This window comes from Bacillus cereus group sp. BfR-BA-01523 (genome assembly GCF_022662615.1).
Lineage (GTDB): Bacteria > Bacillota > Bacilli > Bacillales > Bacillaceae_G > Bacillus_A > Bacillus_A mycoides.
The window spans coordinates 1-17,359 of record NZ_JAKUDX010000013.1 but is presented as its reverse complement, the minus strand read 5'-3'; the positions used below and the strand labels follow the sequence as shown (position 1 = coordinate 17,359).

The following is a 17,359-nucleotide window of genomic DNA, read 5'->3' as shown; positions in this document are numbered from 1 at the left end:
CTTCACCACTCAGTATGCCTGCAAATGGCCGGGGAAAATGTACACTTTTATATAAAAACGGAACCTTTGAGTAGTCTTAGCGTAATTACACGTATTTGTGATATGATTATATGATGTGATAGCGCTGAAAGGGGAAGAACGATGATCTATTTTGATAATAGTGCGACGACGAAGCCATATCCAGAAGCGCTTCAATCGTACGTAACGGTTGCAGGGAAATATTTTGGTAATCCTTCTTCTATTCATTCGCTTGGAGGAGAGGCAGAGCGTCTATTAACACAATCGAGAACGATTGCGGCACAGCTCCTTCACGTTAAACCTGCTGAAATTATTTTCACATCAGGTGGAACGGAAGGGAATAACCTTGCGATTAAAGGGATAGCGATGAGGAATCGTTCGCGCGGCAAACATATCATTACAACAAATATTGAACACGCGTCTGTGTTTGAAGCATATAAACAATTAGAAGATCTCGGTTTTGATGTAACGTATTTACCGGTTAACGAGCACGGTGTTGTATCGGTAGAAGATGTAAAACGAGCACTTCGTGAAGATACGATTCTTGTGTCAATTATTCACGTGAACAACGAGACTGGAGCGATTCAGCCCGTTACTGAAATTGGAACATTATTAACGAACTATCCGAAAATAAGATTCCACGTGGACCATGTACAAGGGATAGGAAAAGTACCACTTGATTTATACGCTTCTCATATTGACCTTTGTTCAATATCTGGACATAAATTTCATAGCGTAAAGGGGACAGGTCTTCTTTACGTACGTGATGGTGTAAGATTAGATCCAATCTTATCAGGTGGTCAACAAGAGCTCAAGTATCGTTCAGGTACAGAAAATTTACCTGGTATTGTAGCGATGGTGAAAGCACTTCGTATGACGATGGAACAAGTGAAAGAAAAGATAGTTCATTTGCAAAATTTACAAACAGAGCTGGTCCGTTTCTTTAAAGAGATGGAAACTGTAACGATTAATACATCACTTGAATATGCGGCACCGCACATTTTAAATGTATCATTTGTCGGTTTAAAACCAGAAGTAGTCGTTCATGCTTTAGAAGAGCATGGTGTATATGTATCGACGAAGTCTGCTTGTTCTTCAAAAGCAAATGAAGTGAGCAGAGTACTAGTGGCAATGGGAGTACCGCACGCCGCAGCTACAAGTGCGATTCGCATTAGTCTAGCACCAGACAACACGATGGAAGAAGTAAAACAATTTGAAGGTATTGTTAAAGAGACGATGCCAAAATTATATGAAGTGATGAGGTAAAGAAATATGATGACATATGAATATATTTTAGTTCGTTATGGAGAAATGACGACAAAAGGAAAGAACCGTTCTAAGTTTGTAAGTACGTTAAAAGATAATGTGAAATTCAAATTAAAAAAATTCCCAAACATTAAAATTGATGCAACACATGATCGTATGTACATTCAGTTAAATGGTGAAGACCATGAAGCAATTTCTGAAAGATTGAAAGATGTATTTGGTATTCATAAGTTTAACTTAGCAATGAAAGTACCATCAGAATTAGAAGATATTAAAAAAGGTGCATTAGCAGCTTTCTTACAAGTAAAAGGTGATGTGAAAACATTTAAAATTACAGTGCACCGCTCTGATAAGCGCTTCCCAATGAAGACGATGGAGTTACTTCCAGAAATCGGTGGGCACATTTTAGAAAATACAGAGGATATCACAGTAGATGTTCATAATCCAGATGTGAATGTACGTATAGAAATTCGCAGTGGTTACAGCTATATTATGTGTGGTGAGCACATGGGAGCTGGCGGTTTACCAGTTGGCGTTGGCGGAAAAGTAATGGTACTTCTTTCTGGTGGTATCGATAGCCCGGTAGCAACGTACTTAACGATGAAACGCGGCGTATCTGTGGAAGCAGTTCACTTCCATAGTCCACCTTTCACAAGCGAGCGCGCGAAACAAAAAGTAATCGATTTAGCACAAGAGTTAACGCAATACTGTAAACGTGTAACACTTCATCTTGTTCCATTTACTGAAGTGCAAAAAACGATTAATAAAGAAATTCCATCTAGCTATTCTATGACAGTTATGCGTCGTATGATGATGCGTATTACAGAGCGTATTGCAGAGGAGCGTAATGCACTTGCAATTACGACTGGTGAAAGTCTTGGACAAGTAGCGAGCCAAACGTTAGATAGTATGCATACGATTAACGAAGTGACAAACTATCCTGTTATTCGCCCGCTTATTACGATGGATAAATTAGAAATTATTAAAATTGCAAAAGAAATTGGAACGTATGATATTTCAATTCGTCCATATGAAGACTGCTGTACAGTGTTTACACCAGCAAGTCCATCGACGAAACCGAAGCGTGAGAAAGCAAATCGTTTTGAAGCGAAGTACGATTTCGCGCCGTTAATTGAAGAGGCTGTAGCGAACAAAGAAACAATGGTATTACAAACAGTAGAAGTAGTGGCTGAAGAAGAAAAATTCGAAGAACTTTTCTAAACCCATAAATTACCACGTTCAAATGTGCATGAAGTCATGTTGTTTATCACACTCTATACTCACAAGGAGGTGATACAACATGGCAAGCACAAATAAATTAGCAGTATCTGGTGCTCAAGCAGCATTAGATCAAATGAAATACGAAATCGCTCAAGAGTTTGGTGTTCAACTTGGAGCTGATGCAACATCTCGCGCTAACGGATCTGTTGGTGGCGAAATTACTAAACGTCTAGTTTCACTAGCTGAGCAACAATTAGGCGGTTACCAAAAATAATCCCATATACGATGGCTTAGAAAGAGCGGGTTCTCCCGCTCTTTCTTTTTGTCGTTTTCGTCGTTATTTGCCGATGAATCGTTATGTTAAAAACATCGTCGCTATACATTCATACATCAATTCGACATAAATATAAAAAAATTGTCAAAAGAAGAGGGTTCAAAATTTACTGAAAATTCTTTATTATATAAGGGAGGCATAGAAATAAAGGAGGATGTTATATGAAGAGAGAGGAATTGTTAGCGCCGCCGTCTTATAATTTAGTTTCGGAAATAGAGAAATATACGAGTGATAAAGAGAAGCTTGCTTTAATTTGGCAAGATGATAAAGGGAATAGACGAGAGATTACATATTTTGAATTAATGCAAGGTGCGAATAGAATTGGAAACACTTTTATAAAAAGTGGCTTACAAAAAGGGGACAAGCTCCTTATTATGATGCCGCGCTTAATTGAAGCTTACATGACGTATATTGCTGCGATTAAAGCAGGATTTGTCGTTATTCCAAGCTCAGAAATGTTGCGTAAAAAAGATATCGAGTATCGTATTGGGCACGGAGAAGTAAAGGCTATCGTAAGTTACGAACCGTATATTGGACAATTTGACGGCGTAGAAGCGGTGGAATCTCTTCAAAAATTCGTCCTGAGCGAGCGATCAGTAGATGGATGGACGAATTTAAAAACAGCATTAGAAACGGAAAGTGATACGTTAGAAATGGCGAAGACGGATAAAGAAGATATGGTCTTTTTATCTTATACGTCAGGGACGACAGGAAATCCAAAAGGAGTTGTTCATACGCATGCCTGGGCATACGCTCATTTACGTACAAGCGCTCCGAACTGGCTCGGAATCGAAGAAGAAGATGTTGTATGGGCAACGGCTAGTCCAGGTTGGCAAAAATGGATTTGGAGCCCGTTTGTAGCGACTCTCGGTTCAGGTGCAACAGGATTTGTATATAACGGCAAATTTGAACCAAAAACATATTTAAATTTATTAGGTGATAATAAGGTGAATGTACTTTGCTGTACACCGACTGAGTATAGATTAATGGCAAAGGTAGAAAACTTAAGTGAGTACGATTTAGAAGCTTTACATAGCGCTGTATCGGCAGGTGAGCCGTTAAACAGGGAAGTCATTGAAACGTTCCAAAGGCATTTCGATATTACAGTAAGAGACGGCTATGGGCAAACGGAAAATACACTGCTTGTTGGAATAATGAAAGGGATGGACATTAGACCAGGATCAATGGGAAAACCGACGCCAGGAAATCATGTTGATATCGTAAATGAAGAAGGAACTCCTGTACAGGTAGGAGAAGTTGGCGATATTGCAGTTCACATTGAAACACCAGCCCTCTTTAAGCAATATTATAAAGATGATGAGCGCACAGCGATGCAATTCCGTGGTGATTATTATATTACGGGTGATAAAGCGAAAAAAGATGAAGAAGGCTATTTCTGGTTTGAAGGGCGCGGTGATGATATTATTATTAGCTCCGGCTATACAATCGGTCCGTTTGAAGTAGAAGATGCGCTTGTAAAACATCCTTACGTAAGAGAATGTGCGGTTGTTGCAAGCCCTGATGAAATTCGCGGAAGTGTCGTGAAGGCATTTATCGTATTAAGAGAGAATATAGACAAGAACGAAGAAACATTAATTCCAGTGCTCCAACAACACGTCAAAGAATTGACTGCACCATATAAATACCCTCGCAAAATTGAATTTGTAGATGAACTACCAAAAACGATTTCCGGAAAAATTCGCCGTATTGAACTTAGAAAACAAGAAATGGAGCTTCCTTCAAAATAATTTTGAAAATAGGGAAGTAAATAGTTGAATGAAATGTAAAACGATGATATTATAAAAACGAACACAAGTTCGATTTTATAAATTTAAAAAAGAGGTGTCCGTATGATTTTAGGTATTAATCCGTACTTAGTTTTAGATGGTAGTGGGCAAGAAGCTGTACAGTTTTACAAAGAGGCGTTAGACGCAAAAGTAGAAGTAATGCAAACTTTTGGTGACATGCCTGAAAATCCAGAATACCCAATTCCAGCTGAAGCGAAAGAGCGCGTTTTACATGCTACTTTAAAAGTTGGTAATACGGACCTTATGATTTCTGATACATTCCCAGGTCAAGGGCATGCAATCGGATCTCAAGTAACAATCGCAATTCAAATTAATAATGCAGAAAAAGCGAAAGAAGTATTTGATAAGTTACAAGAAGGTGGAGAAGTTATTATGCCACTTCAAGAAACGTTCTGGAGCCCAGCATACGGACAATTAAAAGATAAATTTAGCATTGAATGGCAAATTACAACGAACCCTACTGAACAAAATTAATTTTTGGAAAAGTACCATTTTTAATCGAAATGGTGCTTTTTTTATACGTACTAATTTCGTAGACTAAAGGAAAAAGGGGATGGGCATATGGGAGAAATTTGGTATGGCGGCACCATTTACACAATGCGAGAAGAGAATGAAAAAGTAGAAGCCGCTTACGTCGAAGATGGCGTCATTGTTGATGTGGGGAATAAAGAAGCGTTAGAGAACCGATATTCTGCGGTGAAGTTGTACGATTTAAAAGGGAAAACGATGATTCCAGGTCTTGTTGATAGCCATATGCATCTTATTGGGCATGGGGAGAGGTTACTTCGTCTAGATTTATCAAATTGTACATCTTATAAAGAAGTGCTTACTCTTGTTCAGAAGCGCGTAGAAGAAGCGCCAAAAGGATCTTGGATTATCGGAGAAGGATGGAATGAAAATAATTTTACAGATACAAAACAAGTTCATGTACGTGATTTAGATGAAATCTCTAAAGAACATCCGATTTTATTAAAGCGTGTTTGTCGTCACGTGACATGGGTGAATTCATACATATTGAAAGAAGCGAATATAACAGAAGCGACGCAAGATCTAAAGGGCGGGAAAATTAGCCGTGATGCGTCAAATAATTTAACAGGACTTTTATATGAGCAAGGGCAAGAGTTAATTAAACATGTTCAGCCCGAAATAGATGGAGTGTATTTGCAAAGTGTTCTGCAAACAGCGATTTCAGACTGCTGGCAATACGGACTCGTTGGCGGACATACGGAAGACTTAAATTATTATGGCGGCTTTCAAAAAACGTACAATGCGTTTTCACACGTTATAAAAGAAATGCGGTTTAAAGCGCATTTACTCGTTCACCATGAAGTAGCGAATGAACGAAAAGAATATGAAAATGAGCACTATATTGAATTTGGTGCGATGAAAATTTTTTCTGACGGCTCTTTTGGTGGAAGAACAGCTTTATTAAGTGAACCGTATGAAGATGCGAAGGAAACAAATGGAGTTGCCATTTTCTCACGTGAAGAGCTTGCAGGTTTAGTGAAAAAAGCACGAGATTTACATATGCCAGTTGCGATTCATACAATTGGTGATTTATCGCTTGAATATGTCATTGATGCGCTTGAATTACATCCACCAGCAGAAGGATTACGTGACCGTATTATTCATTGTCAGCTAGCTCGTGAAGAGTTGATTGAAAGAATGAAACACTTGCCAGCTATTATTGATATTCAGCCAGTCTTTGTTTCGTCAGATTTTCCATCAGTGATTGAAAAACTAGGAGACCATCGTCTTCGTTATGCGTATGCTTGGAAGACGTTACTGGACGCAGGATTACACTGTAATGGAGGCTCTGATGCTCCAATTGAACAAGTGAATCCGTTTTTAGGTATATATAGTGCTGTTACACGTAGAAGTTTTATTGATGGTGTATGTTATATCCCAGAAGAAAGATTAACGGTGTATGAGGCTGTTTCTTTATTTACAACAGGAAGTGCGTATGCAATTGGAAAAGAAGGAAAGCGAGGACAAATTACAAAAGGATATGAAGCAGACTTTACGATATTAGACCGCAATGTTTTTGAAATTGAGGCGGAAGAAATAAAAGAAGTACAGGCAGAAATGACCGTCATTGATGGGAAGATTGTTTATAGAAAAGACGTGTGAAAATATATCAGCGATTATTGAAATATATCGACCATAACTTGAAATATATCAGCGATTATTAAAATATATCGACTTACCGACAAAAGCTGACAATAATGGCGACTGCATAGTAAGAGATGGCTGCCCACACCAATCGGGGGAAATAAAAGACCGCAGAATTATGGAATCCCATAATTCTGCGGTTATTTTAATACTATAAAAATGTTCTCTGTACTTTTTCCCAGAAAGAGTTGTTTTTTAATTTAACAGTTTTAATTTGTTTATCGCTTAAACGAACAACGGCTTTCTCCACTTGTTTAATGCTAAGCGCTTCGTTATCCATGCCGATAACAGGATAATCATTGCCATCTGGTTTAAGTGTTAAAGTTAACGTACGCTCGTGATTTAAAAGAAACGGTGATCCGAGTGTACGGTATGTGTTGTTATTTAAAGATGCTAGTTCGCTTACTTGGAAACATGGGATAAGTGGATCGACAACTGCACCATGTAATGATTTATTGTAAGCGGTACTTCCTGTTGGTGTGGAGATAACTAATCCATCACCTCTAAAGGTTTCGAAATGTAAATTGTCGACGTGTACATCTACGACAAATGTTTTAATGATACTAGAGCGTAATGTGAATTCATTTAAACAATGGAAAGATGTACCGTGATCTACATCTACTTTAATTGTTGGATATTTTCGCACTTCAATTTCGTTTTTTGTAATTTCTTGAAGGGCTGTATCAACGTGATCGATGTGGAAATCGCAGTAGAAAGAAATTTCATCTTTCGTAGAAATACCTGCGTATAAGCAATCTTCTCTAAAGCCGGTTTTACGAACGGCTTGTAAGAAAGTCCCATCATCTCCAACGCTGACGATAGCGTTTGCATTTTTTGGATGATCTAATATGGTAAATCCATTCTCCTCTAAAATACGATATACTGGTTTCATTTTTTCAACGAGCGTTACTTTGTCATCACCATAAAAGAAAAATAAATTGCGACGATTTGCCATTATGTATCCCTCCACTGCAGTTAAATTTTCTAGTCTTAGTGCTACATATCGTCAGAGTATGTTTCTGGATGATATGTTCAAATAGTATATTTCGATATAAATTGTCAAAATTCCTTTTTATTTTTAGAAAAATTTTTATATTCAATTTTATCAAAGTCTGTTTAATGATGAATAAACTTGTCGATAATGGGTATGGAGTGAAAGGATGGTACGAATGAAGTGGCTCGTAATTGGAATGATAATTCTTCTACTTTTTATTTTGCTTATACTATTATCGAAAATATCGCTTAAGGTGACGTTTTTATATTCAGAAATGGAAAAACAATGTTTATTTCAAGTGAAAATATGGATGATTCGATATACGTTTGATGTATTGGAAAGAATTGAAAAACAGCAGAAGAAGACAGGACAAAAAATTAAAAAAGCTGAAGAGGACGGCGGAATAGATAATAAAATTATGGCACAACTCGATAGTATAGGGGAACTGATAAAAAAGCTTCAAGACGTTCATACTATTGTTAAAGATTTTCTCAAAAGAGTGAAAATCAATGGTTGGAAATGGCATACGCAAATTGGAGTAGGCGACGCGGCTAGTACTGGAATTGTCACTGGATATGCATGGGGGACAAAAGGAATGGCTGCTGGAGTTGTAGGACAATATATGCATATTGTCGACATACCAGAATTTGAAATTACTCCTGTTTTTCAAGGAAAGGGATTTGCATCAAGATGCGAGTTAACAGCATCTTTTCGTATATTCCGTACTGTAAAAACAGCGATAAAATTACTCATGTTTATGAGAAAGCAAAGATCTGGTATGACAGAAAAATCTGTTCAAGCATAGGGGGGATATAGAATGGACCATCCAATTCAAGGTTTAATGACAACCGCAATGCAGCATTTGAAACAAATGACTGATGTAAATACAATTGTTGGTGACCCAATTAAAGCGGCAGATGGAAGTGTAATTCTTACAGTTTCGAAAGTCAGTTTTGGATTTGCTGCTGGTGGAAGTGAATTTGGTAAAGTAGAACATTCAGGCCGTCATCCATTTGGCGGGGGAAGTGGTGGAGGAGTTTCTATTAATCCTGTTGCCTTTCTTGTTATAAATGGAGAAGGTGTGAAAGTATTACACTTAGATAAGCAAACACACGTCATCGATAAAATAATTGAATTAGCGCCACAAGCTGTTGATAAAGTGAAAGAAATGATGGATAAACGAAAAGAAGATGATCCTGAATTTCAAATTTAACGAATAAAGAAGCTGATCAGTGGATTAGCTTCTTTAATTTTTTTGTAAATAAAGCGATTTTATTTGCATTATCGATAGGGACAAACTATCATTTACATTGTACATATTTTGTTTAAAATAAGGGAGGATTTTTAAGTGGCAAATGTAACTTTTAAAGGTAACCCAATGACTTTAGTTGGAACAGAAGTTAAAGTTGGCGATCAAGCGCCTAACTTCCAAGTATTAGCAAATGACTTATCTCCAGTAAGTTTAGAAACATACAAAGGTGAAGTGAAATTAATTAGTGTTGTACCTTCAATCGACACAGGTGTATGTGATGCACAAACTCGTCGTTTTAACGAAGATGCAGCAGGTATTGAAAACGCGAAAGTATTAACAATTAGCGCTGATTTACCATTCGCTCAAAAACGCTGGTGTGCAGCAAACGGTTTAGAAAATGTTGTAACACTTTCTGATCACCGTGACCTTTCATTCGGTGAAGCTTACGGCTTAGTAATGAAAGAACTTCGTTTACTTGCTCGTGCAGTATTCGTAGTAGATAGCAATGACAAAGTAGTTTACGCAGAATACGTAGGCGAAGGTACAAGCCATCCAAACTATGAAGCAGCATTAGAAGCAGCTAAATCTGCGAAGTAATGTAAATGAAGACGACCTCTCATTAAAGTTTTACTTTAGAAGAGGTCGTCTTTTCTCATATATTGTTAACTGAACCAATATATGAGAAAAGACGTTACATCATAAACAACTTGAAGGGGAGCTCTTTGCAAGAGGTCGCTTTTTCTTTTGGGAAAAATTTAGATTATGGTATGATATAAGTTATGTGTAAAAGAGAGAAGGAGGAATGTACGTGAGTCAGGCAGTAGAAACATTATTTTCTATTTTTGATTCTTCTACGGTAGTTTTACGTAAAGAATTAGATGTAACATATTTAGAGGCGCTTGTAGAAACAGGTGATAACTTGTTTGAAGGAGCGATTTTACAAGAGGAATTATCCGAATCAACAATTGAAAGGTTGAATCGTGAATATAGTACGTTTAATGAAGAAACATATAAAGGGGAAGAAATTCGTAAAGCATTTCAGCTAGCCATTTTAAAAGGAATGAAAGAGGGCGTACAAGCGAATCACGAAATGACGCCAGATGCAGTTGGAATGTTCATGAGCTACTTATTCCATAAGTTTATGCAAGGTCAAAAAGAAATTACTGTTTTAGACCCTGCAATTGGAACTGGTAACTTAATGACTACATTGTTTAATAGCGCCAAAGAAGAACTAACAATGAGTGGATTTGGTGTGGAAGTGGATGAGGTGTTAATTAAACTTGCTTTAGTAAATGCAAATTTACAAAAGCATGCAATCGAATTCTTCCACCAAGATGGACTAGCACCACTTTATATTGATCCAGTTGATGCAGTCGTTTCAGATTTACCAATTGGTTATTATCCAAATGAAATTGTTGCAAGTGAATATACATTAAAAGCAAATGAAGGAATGTCATATGCACATCACTTATTTATTGAACAAAGTGTGAAACATACGAAAGAAGGCGGGTATTTATTCTTCTTAGTACCAAACTTCATTTTTGAAAGTGATCAAGCGCCAAAGCTACATGCATTCATTAAAGAGACATGTTTTATTCAAGGATTATTACAGCTTCCTGTTTCCATGTTTAAAAACGAGAAAAATGCAAAAAGTATATTTGTTCTCCAAAAGAAAGGCCAAGGTGTAACAATGCCGAAACAGGCACTACTAGTGGAATTACCTAAATTCTCTAACATGAAGGCTATGGAGAACATTATGGATCAATTGAATACTTGGTTTGCAACACATAAATAATACGATATATATGTAACAGGGTTAGTAATTAATGTAGTACAGTTTTATAGGATATGTAATGTTTTTTAATATATACAAGATTTAACTGAATTTTTTTGAAATCTGTAATATATTTTTTTTCTTGGTGTTACAATTTTTTCACTTGAAATATATGTCGGACGATGTTTAAATTAAAATCGTGAGTATAAAATTTACTAATGATGAAACGTTTTCATAATGAGTGAATTTAATTAGATAAAATCGAGCGGTTTGTGGAATGATCCACACAACTACCAAGAGAAAAAGGGGCGAAAGACTAGATGTCAAAAATCATCGCGATTAACGCAGGAAGCTCTTCGTTAAAGTTCCAATTATTTGAAATGCCAAGTGAAACAGTATTAACAAAAGGTTTAGTAGAACGTATCGGTTTAGAAGATAGTATCTTCACAATTACTGTAAATGGCGAAAAACAAAAAGAAATTACAAACATCCCAGATCATGCAGTAGCAGTTAACATGCTTCTTAAGAAATTAACTGAAAACGGAATCGTAAAATCTCTTGATGAGATTGGCGGTATCGGTCACCGTGTTGTACACGGCGGTGAAAAATTTGCTGATTCTGTTTTAATTGATGCTGAAGTATTAGCTGATATCGAAGAATTAAGCGATTTAGCACCACTTCACAACCCAGCAAACCTTGTTGGTATTAAAGCATTCCAAGAAGTACTACCAAACGTACCAGCAGTAGCAGTATTCGATACAGCATTCCACCAAACAATGCCGGAATCTGCATTCCTATACAGCTTACCATATGAGTACTATGAGAAATTTGGCATCCGTAAATACGGTTTCCACGGAACTTCTCATAAATATGTAACTGAGCGTGCGGCTGAATTATTAGGTCGTCCAATTGAAAGCTTAAGCCTACTTTCTTGTCACTTAGGTAACGGTGCAAGTATCGCAGCAGTAGAAGGCGGTAAGTCTATCGATACTTCTATGGGCTTCACTCCACTTGCTGGTGTAACAATGGGTACACGTTCTGGTAACATTGACCCTGCGTTAATTCCATACATCATGGAAAAAACAGGCCAAACTGTAGAAGAAGTAGTTAGCGTATTAAACAAGAAGAGTGGTATGTTAGGTCTTACTGGTTACTCTAGTGACCTACGTGACATCATTGCGAAAGAAGAAGAAGGCGACCACCGTGCGAAAGTAGCACTTGACGTGTTCGTGAGCCGTATCCATAAATACATCGGTTCTTACACAGCTCGTATGAAAGGCGTTGACGCTATCATCTTTACAGCTGGTGTAGGTGAAAACAGTGCAATTATTCGTGAGCGCGTATTAGAAGGCCTTGAGTACATGGGCGTATACTTCGACGTAAAACGCAATAACGTATTCGGTGAAGAAGCATTCATTAGCTTCCCACACTCTCCAGTAAAAATTATCGTAATTCCAACTGACGAAGAAGTTATGATTGCTCGTGACGTATTACGTCTTGGAGATATTGGTTAATATACTATATAAAAAAAGACGAGATCCTATAGGATTTCGTCTTTTTTCTTTTGGATATAGTTTAAAATTCCACCTGGATATAGCACTTTTTCCTTCTGAATGAAAGCTGTAATGGGAATCCATTTCGCATACGATACGGTTTGCTCATCTTGTATATTCATTTTTTCCATTTCATATAGTGATGTGTCTAATAAGCGTAAAGAATATAGCTGAATGATTTCATGACCAATTTCTCCATCAAGATGAAAGATATTTTCTAAGCAGCCTAAATAATTGGTGATTTCCACTTCTGTGTGAAGCTCTTCTTGAAATTCGCGAATAACAGTATGTGCTGATTTTTCACCAAGTTCAATTGATCCGCCAAGAGGTCGGTAATATGTTTCATCGCCTGTATGATATTCTTGTACGAGAAGGCGACCGTGATGTATAGCAATGCCAAAAGCTTTTGCACGTGGATACATATATAATCACTCCTTATTTATTTTGTATAAGGATGATTATAAGGCAGGGTGTGATAAAAGGTGACGTGTATTTAAGCGTTTGGCCGAATCGTGATTCCATCAAATAAGTCATTCCAAAATGCTTCATTGTACTGATATACATCCATAATAGGGCATTTTATAACACAAATGTTTTGTAATCCCCAATCTTCTTGGTCGATAGTTGGTACATCTTCAGGAATGAGTAATAGGACAGAGAATGTATGTTTAACTATTTGAGATAAAATTTGTTCCAAGGAACGTGCTTCTTCGTATGTTCCTCCCGTCCGAATAAACAATGTGGATTCTGCCGTTTCGATTGTAGTTAGAAAACGATTAATTCGATGCTCATAGTTTAACTTAATTTCTGTATAAGAAGGCCAGGATGTTGGTGTGTTTACATCTGTTTTAAAGTCGTGACAGGAGTCGATTTCATATAGGCTGTCACGTAGTCTTAATTTCGCATCATCATCCCAAAATGAGATGAAGGATAAGTTTTCGAACTGTAAAAAACGGTCAAATCGATTTTGTAATAATAAATTCACTTTTTCTAATGAAGGGCTTAGCATAAAATCGATAACACCAAAAAATGGTGATAATTCGAATTGATATAAAGCCCAAGCAGGCCAGCAGTTTTGTCCTAAGCTGAATATTGCATTATATTCTTTTTTTATATTGGATAGATTCATGTGATTCATCTCGTCCTTTTTGCTAATATTTTATGTCATTAAAAAATGGTATGTGAATAAAGATAGACAAGCATATTTGCAAAGAACAAGCGGAAATATGTTACAATAGAAAAAAATCGAACGAGGTGGTTGTTGCGATGCGATCGAAGCGAGAACAAGCCATTTTAGACAATATAAAAGAATGGGAATCGCAATTAGTTGAGCAAGAAGCGACCGATTTTCAAAAAATGTTTGATAAATGGGTACATACTACAATTGCGAAATTGCCTGAGAAAAAACGAAAAGATTTCTTTACGAAAGCAGATGGATGGCTCTTTCATTTGCATGCACTTATTCAAAGTTCACAATCACAGTTAGATGCACGTAATCGCATTTTAGGAACATCGAGATTATTTGATGAATCAATTGAGCAACTTGAAGATTTGAAGGCGTTATCTATTGATCAATTAACATACATAGCAGAGCAGCAAACAGCAAGACATCGCCTATATTCATTCGTACAAGGCGGAGCAACGGGTGCTGGGGGGTTATTATTATTAACAGCTGATTTTCCGGTTATGATCGCGTTAAATGTGAAAGCTGTTCAACTTATTGCAACATCATTTGGACATGATGTGAACAAGCCGTATGAAATGATGCTTGCGTTAAAGGTATTCCACGCGGCATTATTGCCGGCGAGACTTCAGCAATATGCATGGTACAATTTACTGAGAGAACTTGAGCAAGAAGATTCATTCTTTTATGAAGGAGACGAAGAGGTGTTAAAGCCAGCTTCTACTGAGGTTGTGTTAAAACAAATTTTGAAGACGTTTTCGATTTATGCTCTTCGTCGTAAATTATTCCAAGGTATTCCGGTCATTGGAATGGCAATTGGGTCTACAGTGAACTATCGTTTAACAAGAAGCGTTACTGAATTTGCAAATAGATTTTATCAAGTGCGCCACATAGTCGAGAAGGAAAAAAGAGCATAAAAAAAGCGAGAGGCCGAGGCCTTTCGCTTTTTTAATTTGTTGCATGCTTTTTGGACATTGGAATAGATACTGGTTGCTTTTCTGCTTTCTTTTCTGCTTTTGGATAATAAATTAAATCCAATGTTTTTGCCTGTACGGCAATCGAAAGAATAGTAAAAGCAATTTCTGTCCAATTTAAATAATATAATGAAAGCGCAAGAACAATCGCGTCAAAGACGAAGAAAATTTGCCCAATTGTAAACCGAGTTCGTTTACTTAATATAATTGTTAAAATATCGTCTCCGCCGGTTGCACCGCCAAATCGCAATATAAAACCGAGTCCAATACCAGCTAACGCACCGCCAACTACTGCAGCTATAAATAAATTATTTGATAAATCGACCGTAAATGGAGAATAATTTTCCATAAAAGAATAAAATACTCCGAATGAAATCGAACCTAGGAATGAGTAGCCAACCATTTTTCTACCTAAAAATGAAGCACATAGTAAAATAATAGGGATATCCATTACTACAGTTGAAATGGATGGTGAAATATCATAAAAATTTTGGATAAATAGTGCAATACCTACAAAGCCACCTTCTGTTAAGTGGTTTTGGAAGTGAATGTGATATAGCGCTGCTGCTAAAATAAATGAACCGATTAAAACCATAAAAACTTCTTTAATAATTTGTCGACTTTGGATGTTCCTCATCGTTATTCCTTCTTTCCGTAGTTAGTAGTCCTTGTTGTGTTGTAAACTAACTACGAGCTCACATGTAGCTTTCAGTTAGTTTACGAAAAAAACTAACTACGCTATATGTCGCTGAAGAAATAACGAATAATCCTCTCGTCCATCAATTCTCCCTACCTTCGTTTTAGTTTAAGTCTTAAAACGACTAAACAAAACGTGGAGTAGGATTCTTCATTTAGCAATCCTGCTCTTCTTTGTTTTGTTTAGCTAGTAACAATTAAGTCCTAAACAAAACGCTATGTGTAAGAAGAGTCTTTTTTTTGCCAAATTATCCTTCGGGCAATCATAATTTCCCCACTCTCGTATTTTTTTCGCTAGACTAAAGTATCTGAGCTGAAAAATACGCTACGTGTATGATTCGTCAATACGATGCCACATGCTCCTTCGAGCGATCATGATATCAAAATCCCTTCCTTCAAGATTTATATTATTATATCATACTTTCAAAAAATGCATGCGGATGGAAACCGACAATAACCGGAGGGAATCTACAAAAAATGTTATGTTTAAATATTTTTGTAGAAAAGCCTAAGTTATTTCGTAGAACTGGACAACTTTTAGAAGTTTGTCCAATAAGTAAGAAAAGAAGGGTTTTTATTCAATTGTATTGTTCTCATCACTTTTATCTTTAAAAAATGCATCCCAGCTAATGATACTTAAAAAAGTTAAAGCGATAATAATGAAAGCTCGCATAAGTTTGAGACCTCCTTTTGTACATAGTATATGAATAATTTGTTTCGGAATGTGCCATTTTTTTACAAGTTCTAACTATTATGAGAGTATATTAATATAGATAGATGAGGGGGAGAATGGAGATATGCTAAAAGACATGTTTAAAAGAAAAGAATTAAAATGTGTTTCATGTCAGAAAAAGATTCAATATGAAGAAGAGCTAGTTGCTTTTGTAAAGTTGCCAAAAGAAAGAAGTATATTAGTTGGTCCGTTTGATGTGTGTTTGGCGAAAACAGCACAAGAAATATATTGTAAATCGTGTTACGACAAAAAAGCATGACCCAAAGTAATTGAGGGGCATGCTTTTTTCATTGGTGTGCTTTTCCCTCAGATACGTTTTGGGTTAGACGATACCAAAGCCAAAGATCATTAATAATTGAAGCAAGATCGGCAATTTCTGAATTAAGCCTACAGGAAATTTCGAAATTCTCTTCGTTATTTAAGCAATGTTGTTTTTGATTAATATGACGTTCAAGCTCTTGTATACGATCAGGTATTTTTCCGCGAACTTGCTCCCATTTTAATAAAATAGAATGCTGCGCTTGTTCAGAGATGTCTTCCCATTTTTCTTGTATGTTCGGCAATTCAATCCCTAGATGTTCATTGTATATAAAATACTTTTTCATAGAAACCCCTCCATTTTCCTGCCTCTATTTTACATAAAAAAAGAAAGAAATTCGACGAAATTGTTTGAAAAAAATTTATGGATTCCCCTTGATTCATTTTATGAAAGGTGTTAAAGTTTGGATTATTATAAGATAAAATGAATATTTATTCTTTAGGGGGATGCAAAATGGAGAAGAAAAAAGTTGTGTTAGCATATTCCGGAGGTCTTGATACTTCCGTTGCGATTAAATGGTTACAAGAAAAGAATTATGATATTATCGCGCTTTGCTTAGATCTAGGGGAAGGTAAAGACTTAGCGTTTGTAAAAGAAAAAGCACTTTCAGTAGGTGCAATTAAATCATATATGATTGATGTTCAAGAAGAATATGCGAATGAATATGCATTGATAGCGATGCAAGCTCACACGTTATACGAAGGGAAATATCCTCTTGTCTCTGCATTATCTCGTCCGCTTATTGCAAAAAAATTAGTAGAAATTGCAGAGCAGGAAGGCGCAAGTGCAGTTGCACATGGATGTACAGGGAAAGGGAATGACCAAGTTCGTTTTGAAGTTTCTATTCAAGCGTTGAATCCATATTTAGAAGTTATTGCGCCCGTACGTGAATGGAAATGGTCACGTGAAGAAGAAATTGCATATGCAAAAGAAAATGATATACCGATTCCAATTAATTTAGATAGCCCGTTTTCAATCGATCAAAACTTATGGGGACGCAGCAACGAATGTGGAATTTTAGAAGATCCATGGGGTGCGCCGCCAGAAGACGCATCCGAGATG

The 17,359-nt window shown here is 36.7% G+C and carries 19 protein-coding genes; 14 read left to right on the top strand and 5 right to left on the bottom strand.

Going from position 1 to position 17,359, the window contains the following annotated elements:
• The first annotated feature begins 141 nt into the window (after window positions 1-141).
• The 6 genes from MR066_RS22855 to MR066_RS22830 all read left to right on the top strand — a co-directional run bounded on the left by MR066_RS22855 (window position 142) and on the right by MR066_RS22830 (window position 6,777).
• Window positions 142-1,284, top strand: a complete 1,143-nt coding sequence (locus MR066_RS22855; RefSeq protein WP_002015559.1) for a cysteine desulfurase family protein — start codon at window positions 142-144, stop codon at window positions 1,282-1,284.
• Window positions 1,285-1,290: 6 nt separating this feature from the next.
• Complete coding sequence (thiI, locus tag MR066_RS22850) at window positions 1,291-2,505, top strand: tRNA uracil 4-sulfurtransferase ThiI (protein ID WP_002034334.1); 1,215 nt, start codon at window positions 1,291-1,293, stop codon at window positions 2,503-2,505.
• 79 nt (window positions 2,506-2,584) lie between these two features.
• Window positions 2,585-2,779, top strand: coding sequence for an alpha/beta-type small acid-soluble spore protein (locus MR066_RS22845; RefSeq protein ID WP_000168891.1), 195 nt, complete (start codon window positions 2,585-2,587; stop codon window positions 2,777-2,779).
• Window positions 2,780-3,000: 221 nt separating this feature from the next.
• Window positions 3,001-4,587, top strand: a complete 1,587-nt coding sequence (mbcS, locus tag MR066_RS22840; RefSeq protein ID WP_242248624.1) for an acyl-CoA synthetase MbcS — start codon at window positions 3,001-3,003, stop codon at window positions 4,585-4,587.
• A gap of 102 nt (window positions 4,588-4,689) precedes the next feature.
• A complete protein-coding gene (locus MR066_RS22835; RefSeq protein ID WP_002129408.1) occupies window positions 4,690-5,121 on the top strand; it encodes a VOC family protein in 432 nt (143 codons plus the stop codon).
• Window positions 5,122-5,208: 87 nt separating this feature from the next.
• Complete coding sequence (locus MR066_RS22830) at window positions 5,209-6,777, top strand: amidohydrolase (RefSeq protein ID WP_242248623.1); 1,569 nt, start codon at window positions 5,209-5,211, stop codon at window positions 6,775-6,777.
• Window positions 6,778-6,970: 193 nt separating this feature from the next.
• Here the strand turns inward: MR066_RS22830 and MR066_RS22825 are convergent, their stop codons facing one another.
• Window positions 6,971-7,774 (bottom strand): NAD kinase, encoded by an 804-nt coding sequence (locus tag MR066_RS22825; protein ID WP_002015552.1) that lies wholly within the window; start codon window positions 7,772-7,774, stop codon window positions 6,971-6,973.
• A 205-nt stretch (window positions 7,775-7,979) separates the two neighbouring features.
• Between MR066_RS22825 and MR066_RS22820 the strand changes: the two genes are divergently transcribed.
• The 5 genes from MR066_RS22820 (at window position 7,980) to ackA (ending at window position 12,353) form a co-directional block, all read left to right on the top strand.
• Window positions 7,980-8,618: a DUF2953 domain-containing protein gene (locus MR066_RS22820; RefSeq protein ID WP_242248622.1), complete on the top strand. Its 639-nt coding sequence runs from the start codon at window positions 7,980-7,982 to the stop codon at window positions 8,616-8,618.
• Window positions 8,619-8,630: 12 nt separating this feature from the next.
• A complete protein-coding gene (gene ytfJ, locus MR066_RS22815) occupies window positions 8,631-9,026 on the top strand; it encodes a GerW family sporulation protein (protein WP_000350005.1) in 396 nt (131 codons plus the stop codon).
• A 135-nt stretch (window positions 9,027-9,161) separates the two neighbouring features.
• Window positions 9,162-9,662, top strand: a complete 501-nt coding sequence (gene tpx, locus MR066_RS22810) for a thiol peroxidase (protein WP_002015549.1) — start codon at window positions 9,162-9,164, stop codon at window positions 9,660-9,662.
• Window positions 9,663-9,873: 211 nt separating this feature from the next.
• Window positions 9,874-10,860, top strand: coding sequence for a class I SAM-dependent methyltransferase (locus tag MR066_RS22805; protein WP_002015548.1), 987 nt, complete (start codon window positions 9,874-9,876; stop codon window positions 10,858-10,860).
• Window positions 10,861-11,159: 299 nt separating this feature from the next.
• Complete coding sequence (ackA, locus tag MR066_RS22800; protein ID WP_002015546.1) at window positions 11,160-12,353, top strand: acetate kinase; 1,194 nt, start codon at window positions 11,160-11,162, stop codon at window positions 12,351-12,353.
• Between the two features lie 26 nt (window positions 12,354-12,379).
• Here the strand turns inward: ackA and MR066_RS22795 are convergent, their stop codons facing one another.
• Both MR066_RS22795 and MR066_RS22790 read right to left on the bottom strand, forming a co-directional pair.
• Complete coding sequence (locus MR066_RS22795; RefSeq protein ID WP_242248621.1) at window positions 12,380-12,814, bottom strand: NUDIX hydrolase; 435 nt, start codon at window positions 12,812-12,814, stop codon at window positions 12,380-12,382.
• A gap of 71 nt (window positions 12,815-12,885) precedes the next feature.
• Window positions 12,886-13,521: a DUF1796 family putative cysteine peptidase gene (locus MR066_RS22790; protein WP_242248620.1), complete on the bottom strand. Its 636-nt coding sequence runs from the start codon at window positions 13,519-13,521 to the stop codon at window positions 12,886-12,888.
• A 137-nt stretch (window positions 13,522-13,658) separates the two neighbouring features.
• On the opposite strand from MR066_RS22790, the gene MR066_RS22785 reads away from it, so the two are divergent.
• On the top strand, window positions 13,659-14,492 hold the full coding sequence (locus MR066_RS22785; protein WP_113935734.1) for an EcsC family protein: 834 nt from the start codon (window positions 13,659-13,661) through the stop codon (window positions 14,490-14,492).
• A 31-nt stretch (window positions 14,493-14,523) separates the two neighbouring features.
• On the opposite strand, the gene MR066_RS22780 is transcribed toward MR066_RS22785, so the two are convergent.
• A complete protein-coding gene (locus tag MR066_RS22780) occupies window positions 14,524-15,186 on the bottom strand; it encodes a YitT family protein (protein ID WP_219303674.1) in 663 nt (220 codons plus the stop codon).
• Between the two features lie 856 nt (window positions 15,187-16,042).
• Here MR066_RS22780 and MR066_RS22775 point away from each other — a divergent pair.
• Window positions 16,043-16,237 (top strand): hypothetical protein, encoded by a 195-nt coding sequence (locus MR066_RS22775; protein ID WP_002067549.1) that lies wholly within the window; start codon window positions 16,043-16,045, stop codon window positions 16,235-16,237.
• 28 nt (window positions 16,238-16,265) lie between these two features.
• Here MR066_RS22775 and MR066_RS22770 read toward each other — a convergent pair whose 3' ends face one another.
• Window positions 16,266-16,583, bottom strand: coding sequence for a radical SAM protein (locus tag MR066_RS22770; protein ID WP_113935732.1), 318 nt, complete (start codon window positions 16,581-16,583; stop codon window positions 16,266-16,268).
• A gap of 167 nt (window positions 16,584-16,750) precedes the next feature.
• Between MR066_RS22770 and argG the strand changes: the two genes are divergently transcribed.
• Window positions 16,751-17,359, top strand: a 609-nt coding sequence (gene argG, locus MR066_RS22765) for an argininosuccinate synthase (protein ID WP_396022285.1), incomplete at its 3' end; no start/stop codon positions are given.